Here is a 21,682-nt window from a genome sequence, read left to right as displayed (position 1 = left end):
CTTTTGGCCTTCTGAAATCCCCCGCCGCCGCATGCACGCCGCATGAACTAACTTTAACTATCCTGAAACAGATTATCCGACGTCGCTCGGAGTAATATTTGGATACGTTTTCCCAAAGGGACTTTCACTTGGCCGCACCTTTCCCCTCCCTCGCGCCGCGTGCCCGGGGTGACTCATGACCGCCGCTCCCCAAGAATCCCCAGCTCCCGTTACCGCCGCACTGCCTGCAGCCGTACAGCGCCTGCCCTGGCTGGAGCGCCTGAGCAAGTACCGCCAGCCGCTTGGCCTGGGTGTGACCTTGCTGCTGTTCGCCATGGGCCTGATTGCCTGCCGCCACCTGTTGAGCGAGCTGGACATCTATGCCCTGCACGACGCCATGCTCAGCGTCCCCGCCCCCGCATTGCTCGGGGCGCTACTGGCCAGTGCAGTGGGCTTCGCGATCCTGCTGGGCTATGAGTGGTCGGCCTGTCGCTATGCCGCCGTCCAGCTGCCAACCCGGACGCTGCTGCTGGGCGGTTTCAGCGCATTCGCCATCGGTAACGCCATTGGGCTGTCGATGCTTTCCGGCGGCTCGGTGCGCTATCGCCTTTATGCGCGCCAGGGCCTGGGGGCAGCCGAGGTGGCACGGATGACCGTGTTCGCCAGCCTGTCGCTGGGCTGCGCCCTGCCTCCGCTGGCCGCATTGGCCACCCTCAGCGACTTGCCAGCTGCAGCCACCGCGCTGCGCATGCCCGCGGCACTGCTCGGTGGTATCGCTGCAGCGGTGCTCCTGGCCACTGCCGTGCTGGTCGTTGGCCTCTACCGTCGTCGCACCGCAGAACAGCCCCTGCCCGACAACCTGCTGGTTCAGCTTGGCCGCCGCACCCTGCGCCTGCCCGGTGCGCGTCTGGCCGCCCTGCAACTGCTGATCACTGCCCTGGATGTCGCCGCAGCCGCCACCGTGCTCTACCTGCTGCTGCCAGAAGCCCCGCCGTTCGGCGCCTTCGTGCTGGTCTACCTGCTGGCCCTGGCCGCCGGCGTGCTCAGCCACGTACCCGGCGGCGTCGGAGTGTTCGAAGCGATCCTGCTGGCGGCCTTCGCCAACCCGTTGGGCGCCGCGCCACTGGCCGCCGCACTGCTGCTGTACCGCCTGATCTACGTGGTATTGCCGCTGCTGCTGGCCTGCGTGCTGCTGCTCGCCAACGAAGCTCGACGCCTGCTGTTCGCCCAACAGGCAATAAAGGCAGCGTCCGGGCTTGCAGCGCCAGTGCTGGCTATTCTGGTGTTTCTCTCGGGAGTAGTACTGCTGTTCTCCGGCGTGACCCCGGAAATCGACAGCCGCCTGCAGCACATGGGCTTTCTCATCCCGCACCGGCTGATCGACGCCTCGCACTTTGGCGCCAGCCTGATCGGCGTGCTCTGCCTATTGCTGGCCCAAGGCCTGCGTCGTCGACTGTCAGCCGCCTGGCTGCTGACCATGGTGCTACTGCTGGCGGGCGCGGTGCTGTCGCTGCTCAAGGGCTTCGATTGGGAAGAAGCCTCGCTGATGATGTTCACCGCAGCCCTGTTGGCGCTGTTCCGTCGCTCGTTCTACCGGCCCAGCCGCCTGCTGGAACTGCCATTCTCACCCGTGTATCTGGTCGCCAGCGCCTGCGTGGTAGGGGCCTCGGTGTGGCTGCTGCTTTTCGCCTACCAGGACGTGCCCTACACCCACAAGCTGTGGTGGCAGTTCACCTTGGATGCCGACGCCCCTCGGGGCCTGCGTGCAGCCATGGGCAGTGCACTGCTGCTGGTGATCGTCGCCCTGACCTGGCTGCTGCGCACCGCACGCCCGGTGATCCACCTGCCGACCGAGGACGAACTGCAGCGCGCCAGCCGTATCCTGCGGGCCTCCGACCAGCCCGACGGCGGCCTGGCCCTGACTGCCGACAAGGCGCTGCTGTTCCACCCCAGCGACAACGCCTTCCTTATGTATGCCCGCCGCGGCCGCAGCCTGGTGGCGCTGTACGACCCGATCGGCCCGGCCCAGGAGCGCGCCGAGATGATCTGGCAGTTCCGCGACCTGTGCGACCTGCACCATGCCCGGCCGGTGTTCTACCAGGTTCGCGCCGAGAACCTGCCGTTCTACATGGACATCGGCCTGACCGCGATCAAGCTCGGCGAGGAAGCCCGGGTCGACCTGCGCCGCTTCGACCTCGAAGCCAAGGGCAAGGAGATGAAAGACCTGCGCTATACCTGGAACCGCGGTAGCCGCGATGGCCTGACCCTGGAAGTGCACGAGCCCGGCCAGGCGCCGCTCGAGGAGCTGCGGCAGATCTCCGACGCCTGGCTCAGCGGCAAGAACGTGCGCGAGAAAGGCTTCTCGCTGGGACGCTTCAGCCCCGATTACCTGCGCCATTTCCGCATCGCGCTGATCCGCTTCCAGGGCCGCCCGGTGGCCTTCGCCAACCTGCTGGAAACCCACAGCAACGAACTGGCCAGCCTCGACCTGATGCGGGCGCACCCCGAAGCGCCCAAGCTGACCATGGAATTCATGATGATCGGCTTGATCCTGCACTACAAAAGCCACGACTACGCCCGCTTCAGCCTCGGCATGGTGCCGCTTTCCGGCCTGCAACCACGCCGGGGCGCCCCCTTGACCCAACGCCTGGGCTCGATGGTGTTCCAGCGCGGCGAACAGCTCTACAACTTCCAGGGCCTGCGGCGCTTCAAGGACAAGTTCCAGCCGGACTGGGAACCTCGCTACATGGCCGTGCCAGCCGGGCTCGACCCGCTGGTGGCACTGGCTGATACCGCCGCCCTGATCGCAGGCGGCCTGACTGGATTGGTGAAACGCTGATGATCCGACGCTATTGGCTGTATGTCCTGGCCCCCCTGCTGCTGGCCGTGCTGGCCGCAGGCGCGGCTTTCTGGCACTGGACCCGCCCGGCCCCCGAAGTGAAGGTGGAGCACTTGGCTCTGAACGATGGTAGCGCCCTCACTCGCGCCACCCCCGGCGTGCGCGCCAAGGCCTTGGTGGCCATTGGCGTGCCCCACGACCAGGCCCTGAGTGACAAGCAATTGCTCGACCTCAGCCAGGCCGGTGCCGCCCAGCTTGTACAGGTGGTACTACCCACCGGCGATTGCAGCAAGCAGCAACAGGCCATGGACCTCGCCATGGCACAACTGGCCGCCAAGCCGACCCTGGTAGCCGGTATCGGCCCTGGCGCCGCCCAAGCCTGGCGCTGGCTGGCCGCGCAGAACGACGACAAGGCGCGGGCCATCTCGGTCGACTTCAACCTTGAGCAACCGGCCTGCCAGGAGGCCCTGCCGAAAACCGCCGCCCATGGCCACTGGAGCGTAGCCTGGAACGACAACCCGGACGACGCCAGCGCCGCCTTCGTGCGCGACCAGGCCAATGCCGAGACCAGCATCAGCGACTACGACATCCACCTGCCACAGGTGCTCAAGGCGCAGCTGACCCAAGCCCTGGTCGGTCGCGACGGCAATGCCCTGGCGATTCCTGTCGTAGAAGTTCCAGCCGGGCAAACCGCCGACACCGTCACCCTGTTCCTGTCCGGCGACGGTGGCTGGCGCGACCTGGACCGCGATGTCGCCGGGGAAATGGCCAAGATGGGCTACCCGGTGGTGGGCATCGATACCCTGCGCTACTACTGGCAGCACAAGACGCCTGAACAAAGCGCCCTGGACCTGTCCGAACTGATGCAGCACTACCGGCAGAAATGGGGCACCAAACGCTTTGTGCTGACCGGCTACTCGTTTGGTGCCGACGTGCTGCCCGCGATCTACAACCGCCTCTCGGCCGACGACCAGAAACGTATCGACGCGGTGATCCTGCTGGCCTTCGCCCGCAGCGGCAGTTTCGAGATCGCGGTGGAGGGCTGGTTGGGCAAGGAAGGGCAAGAGGCGCTGACCGGGCCTGAGATGGCCAAGCTGCCGGCGTCCAAGGTGGTGTGCATCTATGGGGTGGAAGAAACCGACGAGAGCGGCTGCACCGACAAGACCGCCGTAGGTGAACGCCTGAAACTACCGGGTGGACACCACTTCGACGAAAACTACCCGTCGCTGGCCAAGCGCCTGATCGGCGAGATCGAAACCCGCCAGGGCAAGGCTAACGTTGCCGAGCAGTGAGCGCGCCGCACTGGACGCTTTTGTGCTGGTCAAGTGCCTCCGTGCTCGCTAGAATTGCGCACTTTTTGATCAGAGGCGCCGAAAGCGCCCGTCAAGATCGCCGCCGATTCTGGCTGGGCGAACTGCATTCATACCGAGGTTAGCCATGTCCACCACTCCCGCCACGCCGAAGGTCGGCTTTGTCAGCCTGGGTTGCCCCAAGGCCCTGGTCGACTCCGAACGCATCCTGACCCAGCTGCGCATGGAAGGTTACGAAGTCGTGCCGACCTACGAGGACGCCGACGTGGTGGTGGTCAACACCTGCGGCTTCATCGACAGCGCCAAGGCCGAGTCGCTGGAGGTGATCGGCGAGGCGATCAAGGAAAACGGCAAGGTCATCGTCACCGGCTGCATGGGCGTCGACGAAGGCAATATTCGTGACGTGCACCCCAGCGTGCTGTCGGTCAGCGGCCCGCAGCAGTACGAGCAGGTGGTCAACGCCGTGCACGAAGTGGTGCCGCCGCGTCAGGACCACAACCCGTTGATCGACCTGGTGCCGCCCCAAGGCGTCAAGCTGACCCCGCGCCACTACGCCTACCTGAAGATTTCCGAAGGCTGCAACCACAGCTGCAGCTTCTGCATCATCCCATCGATGCGCGGCAAGCTGGTCAGTCGCCCGGTGGGCGAGGTGCTGAGCGAGGCCGAACGCCTGGTCAAGGCCGGCGTCAAGGAGATCCTGGTAATTTCCCAGGACACCAGCGCCTATGGCGTCGATGTGAAGTACAAGACCGACTTCTGGAACGGTCGCCCGGTCAAGACCCGCATGCTCGAACTGTGCGAGGCCCTGAGCAGCCTGGGTGCCTGGGTGCGCCTGCACTACGTCTACCCCTACCCGAACGTCGACGACGTGATCCCGCTGATGGCCGCCGGCAAGATCCTGCCGTACCTGGACATCCCGTTCCAGCACGCCAGCCCCAAGGTGCTCAAGTCGATGAAGCGTCCGGCGTTCGAAGACCGCACCCTGGCGCGTATCAAGAGCTGGCGCGAGCAGTGCCCTGAGCTGGTAATCCGCTCCACCTTTATCGTCGGTTTCCCCGGCGAGACCGAGGAAGACTTCCAGTACCTGCTGGACTGGCTGACCGAAGCCCAGCTCGACCGCGTCGGCTGCTTCCAGTACTCGCCGGTCGAAGGCGCCCCAGCCAACGACCTGGGCCTGGACGAAGTGCCAGACGACATCAAGCAGGACCGCTGGGACCGCTTCATGGCCCACCAGCAGGCGATCAGCGCCGCGCGCCTGCAACAGCGCATCGGCAAGGAGATCGAAGTGCTGATCGACGAAGTCGAGGAGCAGGGCTCGGTTGGCCGCAGCTTCTTCGATGCCCCGGAAATCGACGGCAGTGTGTTCATCGACGGTGACCACGGCTTCAAGCCGGGTGACAAGGTACGTTGCCGTATCGTCGATGCCGACGAGTACGACATGTGGGCCGAGCCTGTCTAAGGCTGCCCACCTGGCGAATGGGGCCGCTCTGCGACCCCGATTCGCTTAACTGGCGAGGTTTGTTTTTGCATCTATGGTGTGAGAAAAGGCCCCCTGCCGGGCCACGGAGTCACCTCTCCCATGCCCCAGCCAATGACGCTCCACACCCCGCACGTCCACGACTACCCGGAACTGGTGCAGATCTGGGAAGACGCCGTACGCGCCACCCACGACTTTCTCCCGGACGCCTACATCGTACTGCTGCGCGAGCACGTGCTGCGCCGCTACCTGGATGCCGTGATGCTGGTCTGCTGCCGTGATCGTACGCGGCGCATCCTGGGCTTCGCGGGAGTCGCCAACGGGCGCGTGGACATGCTCTTCGTCGCCCCGCAGTACCACGGCCAGGGCGTGGGCAAACGCCTGCTGCACTACGCCATCGACGAGCTCAACGCCGAACGCCTGGACGTCAACGAACAGAACCCCAAGGCGCTGGGTTTCTACCTGCACCAGGGCTTCGAGATCATCGGCCGCTCGGCCACCGATGGCCTTGGCCAGCCCTACCCGCTGCTGCACCTGAGACTGGTGCACAAGAACAGCGCAGATTCCCGGGCTGATTGACGCGCGCAGAGGTACAATGCGCCCTTTCCTCTTTGCGTGAACCACTGTCCATGTCAGAACCTGTACGCCTGTCCAAACGTCTTGTCGAACAGCTTGGCTGTTCCCGTCGCGAGGCCGAACTGTACATCGAGGGCGGTTGGGTCACGGTCGACGGGGTGGTGGTCGAGCAGCCGCAGTTCAAGGTGCAAGACCAACCCATCGAACTGCTGCCCGGCGCCCGCGCCGAAACCCTGGAGCCGGTCACTCTGCTGCTCAACCAGCCAGCCGGGCTGGACGCCGAGACCGCCCGCGCGGGCATGACCCTGGCCAGCCTCAGCGAGGCCCACCGTGACGGCGTACGCCCGCTGCATGGGCACTTCGCCCGCCAGGCCTGCGTGGCGCCTCTGGAGCCGGGTGCCAGCGGCCTGCAGTTGTACACCCAGGATTGGCGGGTAACCCGCAAGATCGAAGCGGACATCCGCCGGCTGGAACAGGAATACATCGTCCAGGTCAGTGGCGAAGCCTCGGCAGCCGCCCTCGAGCGCCTGGCCCGTGGCGTGACCTACAAAGGCCGTGAACTGCCAAAGGCCAAGGCCAGCTGGCAGAACGAAAGCCACCTGCGCGTGGCCCTGAAAAACCCCCTGCCCGGCCAGATCGCCCAACTGTGCGCCAGTGTTGGCCTCAACGTGCAGGGCATGCGCCGCATCCGTCTGGGCGGCGTACCGATGGGCAAGCTACCCTTGGGACAGTGGCGCTACGTGGCCAGCAGCGAACGTTTCTAGCATTACCAGCGCCGCCAAGCGCGGCACTTGAACAGGATCGGCTTCAACATGAACCACAATGATGTACTGCGCAGCCTGCGCTACATGCTCAAGGTCAACGACGCCAAGATGGCCGAGATCATTGGGCTGACCGGGCTGGAGGTGAACCCGGTAGTGCTCGCCACCTACCTCAAGAAAGAGGAAGAGCCCGGTTTCGTACGCTGCCCCGAGCGCGTGATGGCGCACTTTCTCGATGGCCTGGTGATCCACCGCCGCGGAAAGGATGACAGCCGCCCCGTTCAGGCGGTGGAGCTACCGGTGACCAACAACACCATTCTCAAGAAGCTGCGGGTGGCCTTCGAACTCAAGGAAGACGACCTGCACGCGATTCTCAAGGCGGTCAACTTCCCGGTGTCCAAGCCCGAGCTCAGCGCCCTGTTCCGCAAGGTCGGGCATGACAACTACCGCCCTTGCGGCGACCAGTTGCTGCGTAACTTCCTCAAGGGCCTGACCCTGCGCGTGCGTGGCTGAAAGGCATGCAGCATAGCGTCTCGCCGGTCGGTATCGTTCGCTCCTGCTTCAAGGAAAAGTTCGCCATTCCACGCCAGCCACAACTGGCCCCGGCAGCCCGTGGCACCCTCGAACTGCTGCCGCCGTTCGACCAGGGCGATGCGGTAGCGGGGCTGGAGCAGGTCAGCCACGTTTGGCTGCTGTTCCTGTTCCACCAGGCCCTGGAAGACAAGCCACGCCTGAGGGTGCGTCCGCCAAGGCTGGGCGGCAACAAGAGCATGGGCGTATTCGCCACCCGCGCGACCCACCGTCCCAATGGCATCGGCCAGTCGGTGGTGCGCCTGGAGGGCGTGGAGCCTGGGCGGCTTTTGCTGTCGGGCATCGACTTGCTCGACGGCACCCCGGTGCTGGATATCAAGCCGTACGTACCCTATGCCGACAGCCTTGCGGAGGCGAGCAATGCCATGGCCAGCGAGGCGCCCGCGCCTATCGAGGTGCAGTGGAGCGCCCCCGCCCTGCCCCAGGCCCACGAGCATGCGCAGCGCCTGGGCGAGCCGCTCGTCGAGCTGATAGAACAGTGCCTGGCCCAGGATCCTCGCCCCGCCTACCAGCTGCCGCCGCCGGATCGGGTGTATGGGGTGAAGTTCTGGGATGTGCAGGTGCGCTGGCATTACCCGACACCGGAAGTGATTCGGGTGTTGGAGGTGATGCGGGACAGCTGATACCTGATAGGCGGCCAGCGGCCTCTTCGCGGTGCAACCCACTGCAACAGGATTTGCACGCTCCTTGAAGTTCGCGCTGTACCGGTGGGAGCGGGTTTACCGCGAAAGGGCCGGGATTGCCGCCACCAAACCCAAGGCATAAAAAAACGCAGGCTGGCCTGCGTTTTTTTGTAATGGGGACGCCTTACTTCTCGACGAACGCACGCTCGATCAGGTAGTCGCCCGGCTCGCGCATACGTGCAGAGATCTTCAGGCCGAAGCTGTCGAGCACTTCGCTGGTCTCGTCGAGCATGCTTGGGCTACCGCAGATCATCGCGCGGTCGTCCTGCGGGTTGATCGGCGGCAGGCCGATGTCGCTGAACAGCTTGCCGCTGCGCATCAGGTCGGTCAGGCGGCCCTGGTTCTCGAACGGCTCGCGGGTCACGGTGGGGTAGTAGATCAGCTTTTCGCGCACCGCCTCGCCGAAGAACTCGTTCTGCGGCAGGTGCTCGGTGATGAACTCGCGGTAGGCCACTTCGTTCACGTAACGCACACCGTGAACCAGGATCACCTTCTCGAAACGCTCGTAGGTCTCAGGGTCCTGGATGACGCTCATGAACGGCGCCAGGCCAGTGCCGGTGCTCAGCAGGTACAGGTGCTTGCCGGGGTTCAGGTCGTCGAGTACCAGCGTGCCGGTAGGCTTCTTGCTGATGATGATCTCGTCACCTTCCTTCAGGTGCTGCAACTGCGAGGTCAGCGGGCCATCTGGCACCTTGATGCTGAAGAATTCCAGGTGCTCTTCCCAGTTCGGCGAAGCGATGGAATAGGCGCGCATGAGCGGGCGGCCGCTTTCCTGCTGCAGGCCGATCATCACGAACTGACCGTTCTCGAAGCGCAGGCCCGGGTCGCGGGTGCACTTGAAGCTGAACAGGGTGTCGTTCCAGTGGTGCACACTGAGGACACGTTCGTGGTTCATGTTGCTCATCTAGGGGGCTCCTGAAAAAGACGCAGCGCGCAAAACGCGCAGTTGCGCGATAGTTTAGGGGCAGCGAGAATATCTGTTAACTGAATTATCAAGATATGTCTTATCGGTTATATAGATATGCGATTCACACTTCGCCAACTCCAGGTCTTCGTCGCCGTCGCCCAGCATCAAAGCGTCTCCCGGGCCGCTAACGTGCTGGCCTTGTCGCAGTCGGCCGCCAGCACCTCCATCACCGAACTGGAGCGCCAGTCCAGCTGCCAGCTGTTCGACCGCGCCGGCAAACGCCTGAGCCTCAACGCCCTGGGCCATCAACTGCTGCCACAGGCCGTGGCGCTGCTCGACCAGGCCAAGGAAATCGAAGACCTGCTCAATGGCAAGTCGGGCTTCGGCTCGCTGGCCGTCGGCGCCACCCTGACCATCGGCAACTACCTGGCCACGCTGCTGATCGGCAGCTTCATGCAGGTGCATCCGGAAAGCCAGGTGAAACTGCATGTGCAGAACACTGCGCACATTGTGCAGCAGGTGGCACATTACGAAATTGACCTGGGTCTGATCGAAGGCGACTGCAACCACCCGGACCTTGAAGTGCAACCTTGGGTAGAGGATGAACTGGTGGTGTTCTGCGCCCCCCAGCACCCCTTGGCCAAAGTCGGTCACGCCAGCATCGAGGCGCTGGCACACGAAGCGTGGATTCTGCGCGAGCAAGGCTCCGGAACGCGCCTTACCTTCGACCAGGCCATGCGCCATCACCGCGCCAACCTGAACATTCGCCTGGAGCTCGAGCACACCGAGGCGATCAAGCGTGCCGTGGAGTCGGGCCTTGGCATCGGTTGCATTTCCCGCCTGGCCCTGCGCGATGCCTTCCGCCGCGGCAGCCTGGTGCCGGTGGAGACCCCGGAGCTGGACCTGCTGCGCCAGTTCTACTTCATCTGGCACAAGCAGAAGTACCAGACTTCAGCCATGCGCGAGTTTCTTGAACTGTGCCGCGGCTTTACCGCTGGGGTTCAGCGCAGCGACGAGATCGTCCTGCCGACGATTGCCTAGACAAGAATCACGCCCCACACCAGCGCCACCATGGCCATCGCCACCAGTTGCGCAGCGCTGCCCATGTCCTTGGCGTTCTTCGACAACGGGTGGCGCTCCAGCGAGATGCGGTCGATGGCCGCCTCCACCGCCGAGTTGAGCAGCTCGACGATCAACCCCAGCATGCACACCAGGATCAGGATCGCGCGCTCGGCACGGGTGACCGGCAGCCAGAAGGCGACGGGAATCAGCACCACATTGAGCAGCACCAGTTGGCGGAACGCCGCTTCGCCCTTGAAGGCGGCGCGCAAGCCGTCCAGCGAGTAACCGGCGGCATTGAGGATACGTTTGAGGCCCGTCTGGCCTTTGAATGGCGACATGTGTGTATTTCATCGATGAAAGGCTGGCAGGCTAGCCCAGCCAGGGTCAAAAAACCGTGAAGCAGCAGTCAGTTAAGTGCCGGCAACCGACTCCAGTTGCTGCAACAGCAAGGCCGCCTGGGTACGCGTACGCACCCCGAGCTTGCGGAAGATCGCCGTGACATGGGCCTTGATGGTCGCCTCCGAAACGCTCAGTTCATAGGCAATCTGCTTGTTCAGCAAACCTTCGCAGACCATGGTCAGCACCCGGAACTGCTGGGGCGTCAAGCTGGCCAGGCCTTCGCTGGCGGCCTTGGCCTCGGCCGATACGTCGACCTTTTCGAACGCCTGGGGCGGCCACCAGACCTCGCCGTCGAGCACCTTTCGCACTGCATCCTGGATGGTTTCCAGTGGGCTGGACTTGGGAATGAAGCCACTGGCACCGAACTCACGGGACTTGACCACCACAGCGGCCTCTTCCTGTGCCGAGACCATCACCACGGGAATCTGCGGATACTGGCCGCGCAGCAATACCAAGCCAGAGAAACCGTAGGCCCCCGGCATGTTCAGGTCGAGCAGGACCAGGTCCCAGTCGGCTTTCTCGGTCAGGCGGGTTTCCAGCTCGGCGATACTCGCCACCTCGACCAGCCGCACGTCCGGGCCAAGGCCCAGGGTCACGGCCTGGCGCAGTGCACTGCGAAACAGCGGGTGGTCATCGGCAATCAGGATTTCGTATGTGGCCATCGATCCAGGGGTCCTGTTCTGAGCCAGGCGCATGGGCTAGGTAAGCGCCTGACGGGCACTCAAGGCACGGCGAAAACCATGGGGTACAGCAGTATCGTCGCGGCTGAAGCGGCGCCAAGGATGCCGAGCGCTGTACAGGTGGTCAAGCCAATTGCCCACCCGGGCTCGCCCACCCTGGCTTTCAACTGCGACAGTATGAACCAATCCACTGCGCCTGCCCCTTGGACTATAGGAAGGTATGCAAACGCTGATGCGGTTCATCTTGAGGGTCCAACGGCAGACGACGCTTGCCGCTCAGGTAGTGCAGACTGAATACGTCCAGGTAGGCATCGAGCGCCTGGGAGGCGAGCGCATCGCCGGCAAGGTCCAGGCACATGGCGGCCACCTCGGCGGTGCAGAAGTGGTCGTCGCGCTTGGAGCGGCGCAGCCGGTAGCGGGACATCTGCTCGGCTTGCAGGCTCAGTACCGGGAAACGGTCCAGGTAGGGGCTTTTGCGGAACATCTTGCGCGCCTCGGTCCAGGTGGCGTCGAGCAAGATGAACAGCGGGCGCTTGCCCGGTTCGCGCACCACTTCGCTGACCACCCGCTGCTCGGCGACGAACTCGCCCGGGAAGACGATATAGGGCTGCCACTGAGGCTGCTCGAGCAGCGCCAGCAGGCGTGGGTCGACCTCGGTGCGTTGCCAGCCGAAGGCCCAGGTGTCGGCCACCAGGTCGGCGATCAGCCAGCCGGTGTTGGTGGGCTTCAACGGCTCGGTGTCGTGCATCACCAGGCATACCCCTGAGTCGGCATCGACTCGCGGCTTCCAGGCGCACAGGCAATGCGTGGCGATCACCCGGCAATCGGGGCAACGCTCGGCACGTGAGCCGCGGGCGATGAAAGGTTTGTTGCTGCGGGCCAGGCGCTCGGCACGCAGACTCGCTACCGCATGACTCATGACGGCAGGCCTCGGGACAGGGTGGGGATCGACACAACGGCGACTCGACGAAAAACCGGTCGCCAGTCTACCAGAGCCCGTGTGTCTTTTGCCGTGCAGGGTGGCTCCCTTATACTCGGCTGCTTTGGCGGCCCGGCAAGGCACCATGGAACGCCGTCCGCCGACGCCGGTCAAAGCGCCAGTTATCGAACCAGGAGAGATTCATGCTGCGTTTCATCGCCCCGACCCTGAGCCTGCTGCTCGCCCTGCCGCTGGCAGCCCAGGCGGCTTCCAAGCAGGATTATGAGCTGAACCAGATGCTGGAAAAGGTCGCCAAGGAAAGCAGCGTCGGCACCCCGCGCGCGGTCAATGAAGACATCCTCGACCAGGGCTATACGGTCGAGAAAGGCAAGGCGTTGGTCAACCACCTGAGCGTGCGTGAAGACCACGCCCAGCGCATGCTGCAGAACCCTGCGCTGGTCCGCAGCCAGCTGGGCGACAGTGTCTGCCGCAACAACGGTTACCGGCAGTTGCTGTCCAAGGGCGCAGTGCTGGTCTACCGCTTCACCATCTACAAGACCAACCAACCGGTCATGGACCAGGCATTCGACGCGGCCAGCTGCACTGCAGGCGGCAAGAAGAAGTAAGTCACACCACCCGGTCATCATCCGTGGCGCGCCGCTGCTCTTCATCGGCGCGCAATTCGGCCAACAGGGCCTGCAAGTAGCGCGAACGCAGCCCCTGCCCTTGCAGCCTGTGAAGGCATTCCTCCTCCAGGCTCACCTGGTTGGCTCGCGCGGCATGCGCAAGCTGCCCATACAACCTTGCGTCCACTTCGATGACCAGCCGATGCATAGGCATACCTCACGCAGTCGCGCTCCTACCTGTCAGTTGACCAAAAGCCTTGCAACGTCTGGATCCCATCTGACGAACGGCAATGCCGCGCGCATTTCGGCAAGAGGCCGCAGCAAGGTCTAGATTGATAGCGAACGGACCGCACTTTTTTCCGGCGTGCCAAGGAGGCCGCCGCCCCCTGACACGCTGGCACAGAACAATAACGACCACCCGATGGACTCATACACTGCATCACGGCCTTGAAGGCCTACTGCAATGCTCGGGACGCACACTCGAGCCACGGCAGCCAGCGACACACGCAGTGTCGCGGCCGGGACACGCCATCGCCCCGGTCAGAGGTTTTGCTGCAGAAGGAGACGTTGAATGCCTTACCTACCGAACGAACGCCTGTTCAATCATTTCAGGGACCACGGTATCGACCTGAGCAAGCTCGACGAACAATTGCAGCTCGTCGCCCCGAACAGTCCCAACCTGCCGCTGTACCGCGACATGCTGCTGACCGTACTGCGCATGGCCCACGACGATGCCGACCGCTGGAGCGCCAAGATCACCTTGCAGGCCCTGCGCGAACTGGACCACGCCTTCCGCAGCCTTGCGCGCTACCGGGGCAGGCGCAAGGTCACGGTATTCGGCTCGGCCCGCACGCCACAGGAACATCCGATGTATGCCTTGGCCCGGGAGCTGGGAGCCAGCCTGGCACGCGCCGAACTGATGGTCATCACCGGGGCCGGTGGCGGCATCATGGCTGCCGCACACGAAGGTGCGGGCAGCGAGCACAGCCTGGGCTTCAATATCACCCTGCCCTTCGAGCAGCACGCCAATGCCACGGTGGACGGCACCGATCGGTTGCTGCCGTTCCATTTCTTCTTCATCCGCAAGCTGTTCTTCGTCAAGGAAGCCGACGCCTTGGTGCTTTGTCCCGGCGGCTTCGGCACCCTCGATGAGGCACTGGAAGTATTGACGTTGATCCAGACCGGCAAGAGCCCATTGGTACCGGTGGTGCTACTGGACTCTCCCGGCGGCAGTTTCTGGAGCGATGCCCTGGCCTTCATCAGCCGCCAGCTGGAAGAGAACCGCTACATCCTGCCCACCGACCTGAAGCTGGTGAGCCTGGTGCATAGCGCCGAAGAAGCGGTGGAGGAAATCAAGCAGTTCTACCGCAATTACCACTCCAGCCGCTGGCTGAAGAACCAGTTTGCGATCCGCATGCACCACCCTCTCAGCGAAGCGGCACTGCAGGAGATACAGGAAGGCTTCGCCGACCTGCGCCTGAGTGGCAAGTACCACCAGGCCGCCGACGGCGGCTTCGAGCACGAAGTAGGCAACTTCAGCCACCTGACCCGGCTCACCTTCACGTTCACGGGCCGCGACCAGGGGCGTCTACGGGAATTGGTGGACTTCATCAACTTGCCGGAAAACTGGGCCAAACCCCAGCCCATGCATACAACCCAGCGGGCGCGTGACGCCTTGAAAGTCAGCTGAAACGAAAACGGCCTGCATGGCCGACCCACCCCGAAGGGAAGGTCGGCCATGCAGGCCGTCAATCGTCCAGGCCGCGCCCGCTGAGCAGGCGGCCAATCATGTCCATGGGGTAGCCACGATAGGCCAGGAAGCGGGTCTGCTGTGCGCGGCTACGTGGGTCTTGCGGACGTACGCCTGCAAACTTGCGCTGCCAAACATCCTGTAAGCGGGCCGACCAGTCGATGCCACATTCACGTAGGGCCTGATCGATATCACCACGGTTCAGACCACGCTGGCCTAGCTCCTCGCGAATTCGCGCGGGGCCATAACCGGCGTTGGAGCGATGGTTGATGAAGCTTTCGAGGTAACGCGCTTCACTGAGCAGACCGTCTTCGGTAAGCCGATCAAGTGCTTGCTCGATCAACTCATCCGAAGCGCCGCGCTGACGCAGCTTGCGCGTCAGCTCGACACGACCGTGCTCGCGTCGGGCAAGCAGGTCCATGGCTGTCCGTCGAACGGCGACGGGGGTGTCGAGTACGACGGACATGGGGCCGATCAATAACCGGCGTCGGCGTCAGCCAAATCGTCGGCATCGACGTCTGCCGCAGCGGCCTTGCTAGCAGCCGCAGCAGCGGCAGCGGCACCTGCGGTCAGCAACTTATCGCGAATCTGCTTCTCGATCTCGCCACCAATGGCTGGGTTCTCTTGCAGGTACTTGGCGGCGTTGGCCTTGCCCTGGCCGATCTTGTTGCCCTGGTAGCTGTACCAGGCACCGGATTTTTCGACCAGGCCCTGGGAAACACCCAGGTCGATGATTTCGCCGTTGCGGTAGATACCCTTGCCGTAGAGGATCTGGAACTCGGCCTGGCGGAACGGTGGCGAGACCTTGTTCTTGACGATCTTCACGCGAGTTTCGCTACCGACCACCTCGTCGCCTTCCTTGACCGCGCCGGTACGGCGGATGTCGAGACGTACGGAGGCGTAGAACTTCAGGGCATTACCACCGGTGGTGGTTTCAGGGCTGCCGAACATCACGCCGATCTTCATACGAATCTGGTTGATGAAGATGACCAGGCAGTTGGCGTTCTTGATGTTACCGGTGATTTTACGCAGCGCCTGGGACATCAGGCGGGCTTGCAGGCCCACGTGCATGTCGCCCATCTCGCCTTCGATCTCGGCCTTTGGTACCAGGGCTGCCACGGAGTCGACGATGATCACGTCGACCGCGTTGGAACGCACCAGCATGTCGGTGATTTCCAGCGCCTGCTCGCCGGTGTCCGGCTGGGAAACCAGCAGGTCGTCGACGTTGACGCCCAGCTTGCCGGCGTATTCAGGGTCGAGGGCGTGTTCGGCGTCGACGAAGGCGCAGGTGGCGCCGTTCTTCTGGGCTTCGGCGATGACCGACAGGGTCAGCGTGGTTTTACCGGAGGATTCCGGACCGTAGATTTCGACGATACGGCCTTTCGGCAGACCGCCGATGCCAAGGGCGATATCCAGGCCCAGGGAGCCGGTGGAGATGGCTGGAATAGCCTGGCGCTCATGGTCGCCCATGCGCATGACCGCGCCCTTGCCGAATTGACGTTCGATCTGACCCAGGGCCGCAGCCAAGGCGCGCTTCTTGTTGTCGTCCATTGAAATCCTCACGTGATCGACTTGGCCCTGATGGGCAGAACAACTGTATAAGTAGCCAGTATTATTCCACAGGGAAAAGATTCCGCAACCCCCGTCGAGCGATTTACTCGGCGCCAAGCTGTAACAAGCCGTCTAACGCAGCGATTACCGTCTGTCGACGCACCGCCTCGCGGTCGCCGTCGAAGTGCCGCCGCTCGCTAGTCACATGGCTGCCATCGGCCCAGGCCAGCCACACGGTGCCGACCGGTTTGGCTGGCGAGCCGCCATCCGGGCCGGCCACACCGCTGACTGCCACGGCGAAGCGCGCGCCACTGGCGGCCTGGGCGCCACGTACCATGGCCTCGACCACTTCCTGGCTGACCGCGCCCACCTCACTGAACAACGTTTGCGGCACGCCCAGCTGGCGGGTTTTCTGGCTGTTTGAATAAGTGACGTAGCCGGCCTCGAACCACGCCGAACTGCCGGGGATGCGGGTGATGGCCTCGGCGATGCCGCCGCCGGTGCAGGATTCGGCGGTGCTCACCTGGGCGTTGAAGCGCCGCAGGTGTTCGCCCAGGCGGGTGGAGAGAACGGTGATCGGGTCCATGGCAGGGCTCCTAGGCAGGACAGCCCACTACCCTACCACCCTCCAGGCCGCAATGCGCGCACGTAGGCCTGGCAGGCGCGCAACGCGATCAATCCGCGGTCGCCGTCGTCGGTAATGGCGACAATTCGTCGAGCATGCGCCGGGTCAAGTCGGGCGCGTACGGGGCCATGATCCACGCCGCGGGCGGCGGGGGTGGCAGGCATTGTGGCGCCGTTGGCGTCGCGCTCGACAAGGACTGACAGCCGCAGATCGGCAGTAGCCAGGCGATCACGCAGGCGAGCCTGGGTGTGTTGCGCATCGGTAAGCTCCTGGGAATATCGGGTTTCACTGTCGTGCAGGCGCTGCTCGAGGGCCTGGCGTTGTCCACGCTCGGCAAGCAGCTGGTCGTTGAGCTCTGCAGCCTGCGCCGCCCGCTGTTGCGCCTGATGCGTATTCGACTCGGCCAACGCTAGTTCGTAGCGCCAGGCCTGGACCTGCCAGGCCAGCGCTGCGGACAGCAACATGAGCGTTGCGTACACGCCCAGTTGCAGGCGGCTCAGCACAGCACTTCCCGGGCCCTTGCCCAGAGCTTGAGGCGCTCATCCAGGCCATTGAGGCCGCCGTTGATGTGCCGGGTGATGCGGTTGAACTCCCCGCGGTCGGCAAGCGCATTGAGCCCGCGCGACTGCCAGAACCACGCGGCAGACTCGCAGGCCCAGCGCGGCTGTTCGAGCAGTTGCGGCTGCGCCAGCAGACGCTCGTCGCCGAACAGCGCGCGGCTGCAGGCCTGGTAGTTGTTGTAACCCGTGACCTGGATCAAGCCTCGGCCACGGTAGCGTTGGCCATCACCATCGGCCTCGGGGGTGTTGCCCAGACGCACGGCCAGGGAACCGGTGTCGTAGCGCGCCAGGTAACGGTCGCTGCCCAGCTCCTTGACATAGCGCAACTGGCCGGACTCGTGGCCGACCTGGGCGAGGAACGCTGCAACGCGCTTGGGATTATCGATTTCCCAACGTGGCATTACCGCGTTCAGGACAGGAAGAAAAACGCCCGCGACAGGGCGGGCGTTGGGGAGGATCTGCAGCAGTTGCTGCTCGGTGAGCATCGTCATCTCCTTGTGTGAGGACATGAATGGGCGGGGATACTCAAATGGCCAGCACGGCATGGCACCGGCCTTGCCGGTGTTCGCGGGCAAGCCCGCTCCTACAAGAACTGCGCAGCTCTGGAGTAGCGCTAGGTCTTGTTGCCGGCTGACCGAGTCGGCGCCCGACCTTTGGCTTTGGCCTTGCCAGCCCGGCCACCCGTGCACTGTACGGTAGTGCGCCAGCCGGATTGCGTGAACACCTGCTCGACCGACTCGATCAGGTATGTGCCATCAAGCCCGTCGAGAAAGCCCTTGGCCTCCAGGCTACGTTCGGCAAACAAATCGGTACGCCCAGGCGTGTCCAGGCGCACCTGCGCGGTGTCGCGGTTGAAGCTGGCCAGGCGTGCCCGGGCGGCCTGCTCGGCAGCAGCGCGATTGGGGTAAAGGTGGCGGTCGGTGTGCACCGGTTGCAGGCCGTCAGGCGCATCGGCGTTGCCCAGCTCGACTTCCACCAGCCTGCCGCTGGCACTGTCCTGGTAGCGGGTACGTACCGCCTTGTGGGTAGTCCTGTCGCCCAGGCGGAACTGCCATTGGCTGACCTCCTGCCGCATAACCACCACCACGCCCAGTGGCTGGCCGCTGGCGCTTTGCCCGCCTTGGCGCGGCAGCACTAGCAGTTGGCCATTGGCGAGCTTGGCGGTGCAGTCGTACTGGCGGGCCAGGCGGGTGATGAAGTTGAAATCCGACTCACCGTACTGGTCCACCCGCGGCACGTTCGTGGCCACCGGGCAGACTGCCTGCCAACCATTGCGCGCAGCGATTTCGGCGACGATACGCTGCAACGCCACCGCCTCCCAACTACCGCTGCGGATGGTCTTGCCGGTACCGCGCATGTTGCTGGCCTTGCCGCGCACCACCAGGGTATCCGGGGGGCCGGACAGCTCGACTTCGTCGACCGTGTAGCGGCCCAGCAAGGTCTGCGGCTGGCCGGCATAGCCCAGGTGCACCTCCAGCACCGCGCCACGCGCCGGTAGCGCCAGGGCGCCATCGCGAGCATCGATGCGCAGCTCGAATTCGTCCGACTCCATGCCGGGCTTGTCGGTGGTGCGCATCAGCAGCAGGCGATCGTTGATCAAGGCAGTGATGTCCTTGCCATCGGCCTTGATATTGAACACAGGTTGCATGGTCGAGGGCTCCGTTATCAGGGCTCAATCCCAGAGTTGTACGCTGCCGGATGCCACCACGGGCAGCTCCGGCAGCACGATTCTCACCCCGGCGCGAAAAGGCTGGGCCTCGTCGGCCAGGCCCTGGTTGGCGGCCAGCACCGCCTCGACGGTGCCGTCGAGGTGGCCGTAGTAGTGCTGGCAAAGGGTGTCGAGCACGTCGCCTTCAGACGTTGCGCAGGTCTTCGCCATAGCGGCTGAACTCCAGTGAGAAACCTTGTTTGCGTGGAATGCCACCGGCCAGCAAGTGGGCTTGTTCTTCTTCGATACTGGTCAGGCACCAGGTGCCGAGCACCTCGCCGTAGCCGGTGGTGAGGCTCAGCGGCAGCAGTTGCCTGCCGATACTGCGCAGCGCCTGCAACTGGCCGAGGCCGCCCTTGAAGCTGGGGAAGATCGCACCGCGAAGGCTGATGCTTTCTTCCCCCAGGCCCACCGCCTGTTGCGCGCTTTCGCGGCCCAGTCGTTCCTGCCCGGCCCAACGAAAGCGTGTTTGTCGGCGTAACTGGTCGAAGGCAGCGGTGTCGAGGTTGAAGTAGTACGGGTTGGCGTTGGCCCTGAGCGGTTGCAGCACCAGCAAGTGGGGAAACGGCTTGATGGCCTGCGTGGGCGGCGTGGTGTCAGGCGCGAAGCCCAGGGTTTCGAGCACACCCTCCACCGTCTTGCGCACCGCACCGGCGGCTCGTTCGATAGCCGTACGGGCCTTGGCGGCATGGCCGGCGAAGGCATCGATGCGCTCTTGCACCTGACGCACCACGGCAACGGCCTGGTCGTACTTGGCCGCTACTTTCTGCACCTGCTCCTGGGCTCTGGAAATGGCACGCATGGTGCGTTGCAGGCGAGGGGCGATGAGCGGGCCGATCAGCGGTAGGGCCGACAGTTCGCCAGCGGCATCGCCCATGTGCCGGACCGCATCGTCCAGCGGGTCGAGCATGGCATCGGCACGCCGCTGCCCTGCCTCGCCCGCCTTGACCAAGGTATGCAGCGCGGCTTGCAGTTGCTCCAGGTAAGTCATGGGTTCTCCTCTAGGCCACGTGGGATTGGTCATACATCTGCACGCTGCGAGCCTGGCGCATCAGTTCGTCCAGCTGGCCGCGGGCGATAGCCTCGAGGCGCTGCTTGAACAGAGGGTCGTCAAGGCTGTTGATGAATGTGACAGGCATGTTGGCGGTAAAGGTGAATTGCTGGTTGATCGGGGCGGGAGGCGTTGCCATGGCACTTGGCGGCGCCCCTTCCAATCGCGGGGCCGGGGCACTGCGCTGGCTTTCACGCAGGCTGGCGCCGATGTCTCCCGAGCCTTTCCAGACAGGCTCGACGGGCGCTTGCTTGATCGGCGATTTGTCGGGTGTTGCAGGCAAAGCGATGGGCGGGCTGCCCTTGGATTTCGGGTCATCGCTGAACCATGCCTTGCCCAATGTCCCCCCGAGCTTGTCACCGACGAAATTGCCGATAAGCCCACCTATCGGTGCCCCGATAACCGGCAAGATCGCGGCGCCGATCACCGATCCGACCACCGAACCTGTCAGCCCGCCGATCGCTGCACCGTAGCCCTCGCCTTTCTCTTGCTCTGTGGTTGCCGTTTGGTACGTGTAGGCCGCCTTGAGGCCTGCATCGAGAAACGACAGCTTGTTGGCCACTGGCCTGCCGGCATCGGCCACTCGCGACCACAAGGAGCCAGTCGGGGCGCCAGGCCCCCAGCCTGTAGCCCTCTTCGCCGCACCAAGCACGGAACGGCCAGCCGTACCGGCACGCTCACCCAACCACTGCCCCGCGCCCTTCAGGCCGTTGGCCACCGCCGCAGGCACCTGGCGCACACGCTGCATGATCGCGCCGCCAATACCGCCGGGCTGCGCCCTCACCTGCGCCAATGCCCCCAGCATCCTGCCGGGCGCCTCCTTGACGCGCTGCACCGCCCCTCCGCTGTTGGGGCCTCCCAGCCATTGCCGGGCAGCGGTCCATTTCTCACCGACCACCGCCGGTATCTGCCGGGCCCGCGCACTCAATGCCGCGCCGACACTGCCATGCTCGCCCCGCACCTTGACCAGACCCTGGGTCAGCACGCCGGGCGCGCGCCTGGCGATGGCCACGCCCCCCACCAGCGCGCCGAACATCGCCAGGCTCTTGCCGATATCCACCACCGTCTTGCCGATGCTGTCGCCCGGCCGCTCGGTCACCTTGGCGCCCTGCTCGCCCGCCTTTTGCTGCGCCGTGCTGACGGGGGCCGCCTGGGGTGCAGGTGGCGCTGAGCTGGGTACGCTCACCGATACCGCGACAGCACGTAGCCGGGTACCCAGTTGCGCTGCCGCGCCAAGCAGCTCGCGCGCCGAGGAGATGAGCCGCGCATAGTGGTTTTCCAACCCTTCGAGCGCACCGCCCTGCTCCTTCGCGCTGTCGATCAACTGCCGCTCCATCGACAGCCAGGCCTTGCCCTGGGCCAGGCGCTCAGCCTGTGCCGCTTGCTGCTCCCGGCGAAAACGCTGGGTATCGCCGATCACCTGCTTGAGGGGGCTGGCCTTGGCACGAGGCTCCCCCAGCAGCACCGCTGAACCCAGGCGGTTTGGAGGCCAGTTGACGGCGGCACCGGTCGCCGGTGCCAACGCTGGCTTGTTCGCCATTGATTCCTCCTTGTCTCTACGCAAGCCACCAGAGCATGTCGCTGTACGACATGCCCATGATTTCGCTCGCGGAAAAGTTCAGCTCCTT

General features: G+C 64.3%; 24 protein-coding genes. 10 read left to right on the top strand and 14 right to left on the bottom strand.

All coding sequences use genetic code 11. The features are described from left to right. The first annotated feature begins 175 nt into the window (after positions 1-175). The 7 genes from mprF to tsaA all read left to right on the top strand — a co-directional run bounded on the left by mprF (position 176) and on the right by tsaA (position 8,156). On the top strand, positions 176-2,818 hold the full coding sequence (mprF, locus tag RAC97_RS03015; protein WP_375098238.1) for a bifunctional lysylphosphatidylglycerol flippase/synthetase MprF: 2,643 nt from the start codon (positions 176-178) through the stop codon (positions 2,816-2,818). Then, complete coding sequence (locus RAC97_RS03010; RefSeq protein ID WP_375098237.1) at positions 2,818-4,110, top strand: virulence factor family protein; 1,293 nt, start codon at positions 2,818-2,820, stop codon at positions 4,108-4,110. The genes mprF and RAC97_RS03010 overlap by 1 nt, the downstream gene beginning before the upstream one ends. 145 nt (positions 4,111-4,255) lie before the next feature. After that, the gene (rimO, locus tag RAC97_RS03005; RefSeq protein WP_375098236.1) at positions 4,256-5,587 is read left to right on the top strand and encodes a 30S ribosomal protein S12 methylthiotransferase RimO; all 1,332 of its coding nucleotides are present in this window, start codon (positions 4,256-4,258) and stop codon (positions 5,585-5,587) included. Positions 5,588-5,707: 120 nt separating this feature from the next. Further along, positions 5,708-6,184, top strand: coding sequence for a GNAT family N-acetyltransferase (locus RAC97_RS03000; RefSeq protein ID WP_375098235.1), 477 nt, complete (start codon positions 5,708-5,710; stop codon positions 6,182-6,184). A gap of 50 nt (positions 6,185-6,234) precedes the next feature. Continuing rightward, on the top strand, positions 6,235-6,945 hold the full coding sequence (locus tag RAC97_RS02995; protein WP_375098234.1) for an rRNA pseudouridine synthase: 711 nt from the start codon (positions 6,235-6,237) through the stop codon (positions 6,943-6,945). A 48-nt stretch (positions 6,946-6,993) separates the two neighbouring features. Then, positions 6,994-7,455 carry a DUF1456 family protein gene (locus RAC97_RS02990; protein ID WP_375098233.1) on the top strand — a complete coding sequence of 154 codons (462 nt, stop codon included), beginning with the start codon at positions 6,994-6,996 and terminating at the stop codon, positions 7,453-7,455. 5 nt (positions 7,456-7,460) lie between these two features. Next, the gene (gene tsaA, locus RAC97_RS02985; RefSeq protein ID WP_375098232.1) at positions 7,461-8,156 is read left to right on the top strand and encodes a tRNA (N6-threonylcarbamoyladenosine(37)-N6)-methyltransferase TrmO; all 696 of its coding nucleotides are present in this window, start codon (positions 7,461-7,463) and stop codon (positions 8,154-8,156) included. A 184-nt stretch (positions 8,157-8,340) separates the two neighbouring features. Here tsaA and fpr read toward each other — a convergent pair whose 3' ends face one another. After that, entirely contained in the window at positions 8,341-9,120 is a 780-nt protein-coding gene (gene fpr / locus RAC97_RS02980) for a ferredoxin-NADP reductase (RefSeq protein WP_054891020.1), read from the bottom strand. Positions 9,121-9,237: 117 nt separating this feature from the next. On the opposite strand from fpr, the gene finR reads away from it, so the two are divergent. Beyond that, complete coding sequence (gene finR / locus RAC97_RS02975; protein ID WP_375098231.1) at positions 9,238-10,164, top strand: LysR family transcriptional regulator FinR; 927 nt, start codon at positions 9,238-9,240, stop codon at positions 10,162-10,164. Here finR and RAC97_RS02970 read toward each other — a convergent pair. The 3 genes from RAC97_RS02970 to RAC97_RS02960 form a co-directional block, all read right to left on the bottom strand. Beyond that, positions 10,161-10,523: a diacylglycerol kinase gene (locus RAC97_RS02970; protein ID WP_375098230.1), complete on the bottom strand. Its 363-nt coding sequence runs from the start codon at positions 10,521-10,523 to the stop codon at positions 10,161-10,163. The two genes, finR and RAC97_RS02970, sit on opposite strands and share 4 nt — an antisense overlap. 72 nt (positions 10,524-10,595) lie before the next feature. After that, a complete protein-coding gene (gene erdR, locus RAC97_RS02965; protein WP_375098229.1) occupies positions 10,596-11,246 on the bottom strand; it encodes a response regulator transcription factor ErdR in 651 nt (216 codons plus the stop codon). A 226-nt stretch (positions 11,247-11,472) separates the two neighbouring features. Next, complete coding sequence (locus RAC97_RS02960) at positions 11,473-12,183, bottom strand: tRNA-uridine aminocarboxypropyltransferase (RefSeq protein ID WP_375098228.1); 711 nt, start codon at positions 12,181-12,183, stop codon at positions 11,473-11,475. A gap of 203 nt (positions 12,184-12,386) precedes the next feature. Between RAC97_RS02960 and RAC97_RS02955 the strand changes: the two genes are divergently transcribed. Beyond that, positions 12,387-12,809 (top strand): quorum-sensing-regulated virulence factor family protein, encoded by a 423-nt coding sequence (locus RAC97_RS02955; protein WP_375098227.1) that lies wholly within the window; start codon positions 12,387-12,389, stop codon positions 12,807-12,809. A gap of 1 nt (position 12,810) precedes the next feature. On the opposite strand, the gene RAC97_RS02950 is transcribed toward RAC97_RS02955, so the two are convergent. Continuing rightward, positions 12,811-13,017, bottom strand: coding sequence for a hypothetical protein (locus RAC97_RS02950; protein WP_375098226.1), 207 nt, complete (start codon positions 13,015-13,017; stop codon positions 12,811-12,813). 363 nt (positions 13,018-13,380) lie between these two features. Here RAC97_RS02950 and RAC97_RS02945 point away from each other — a divergent pair, with 363 nt between their 5' ends. Continuing rightward, positions 13,381-14,499, top strand: coding sequence for an LOG family protein (locus RAC97_RS02945; protein ID WP_375098225.1), 1,119 nt, complete (start codon positions 13,381-13,383; stop codon positions 14,497-14,499). 58 nt (positions 14,500-14,557) lie between these two features. On the opposite strand, the gene recX is transcribed toward RAC97_RS02945, so the two are convergent. The 9 genes from recX to RAC97_RS02900 all read right to left on the bottom strand — a co-directional run bounded on the left by recX (position 14,558) and on the right by RAC97_RS02900 (position 21,594). Continuing rightward, positions 14,558-15,025, bottom strand: coding sequence for a recombination regulator RecX (gene recX, locus RAC97_RS02940; RefSeq protein ID WP_375098224.1), 468 nt, complete (start codon positions 15,023-15,025; stop codon positions 14,558-14,560). Positions 15,026-15,033: 8 nt separating this feature from the next. Further along, entirely contained in the window at positions 15,034-16,110 is a 1,077-nt protein-coding gene (recA, locus tag RAC97_RS02935) for a recombinase RecA (protein ID WP_375098223.1), read from the bottom strand. A gap of 103 nt (positions 16,111-16,213) precedes the next feature. Next, positions 16,214-16,696, bottom strand: a complete 483-nt coding sequence (locus tag RAC97_RS02930; RefSeq protein ID WP_375098222.1) for a CinA family protein — start codon at positions 16,694-16,696, stop codon at positions 16,214-16,216. A gap of 32 nt (positions 16,697-16,728) precedes the next feature. Beyond that, positions 16,729-17,235 (bottom strand): lysis protein, encoded by a 507-nt coding sequence (locus RAC97_RS02925; RefSeq protein ID WP_375098340.1) that lies wholly within the window; start codon positions 17,233-17,235, stop codon positions 16,729-16,731. Then, positions 17,232-17,780 (bottom strand): glycoside hydrolase family 19 protein, encoded by a 549-nt coding sequence (locus tag RAC97_RS02920; RefSeq protein WP_375098221.1) that lies wholly within the window; start codon positions 17,778-17,780, stop codon positions 17,232-17,234. The genes RAC97_RS02925 and RAC97_RS02920 overlap by 4 nt, the downstream gene beginning before the upstream one ends. Positions 17,781-17,908: 128 nt before the next feature. Continuing rightward, the gene (locus RAC97_RS02915) at positions 17,909-18,943 is read right to left on the bottom strand and encodes a phage late control D family protein (protein WP_375098220.1); all 1,035 of its coding nucleotides are present in this window, start codon (positions 18,941-18,943) and stop codon (positions 17,909-17,911) included. Positions 18,944-18,967: 24 nt separating this feature from the next. Continuing rightward, entirely contained in the window at positions 18,968-19,174 is a 207-nt protein-coding gene (locus RAC97_RS02910) for a tail protein X (protein WP_375098219.1), read from the bottom strand. Then, positions 19,149-19,994, bottom strand: coding sequence for a phage tail protein (locus tag RAC97_RS02905; protein ID WP_375098218.1), 846 nt, complete (start codon positions 19,992-19,994; stop codon positions 19,149-19,151). Before RAC97_RS02905 ends, RAC97_RS02910 begins: the two co-directional genes overlap by 26 nt. Positions 19,995-20,004: 10 nt before the next feature. Further along, positions 20,005-21,594: a DUF456 domain-containing protein gene (locus RAC97_RS02900; protein WP_375098217.1), complete on the bottom strand. Its 1,590-nt coding sequence runs from the start codon at positions 21,592-21,594 to the stop codon at positions 20,005-20,007. Between the last annotated feature and the right edge of the window lie 88 nt (positions 21,595-21,682).

Origin of the sequence: Pseudomonas sp. LS_2 (assembly GCF_042709235.1) — a bacterium.
GTDB lineage: Bacteria > Pseudomonadota > Gammaproteobacteria > Pseudomonadales > Pseudomonadaceae > Aquipseudomonas.
This window is presented reverse-complemented; position numbering and strand designations above follow the sequence as displayed.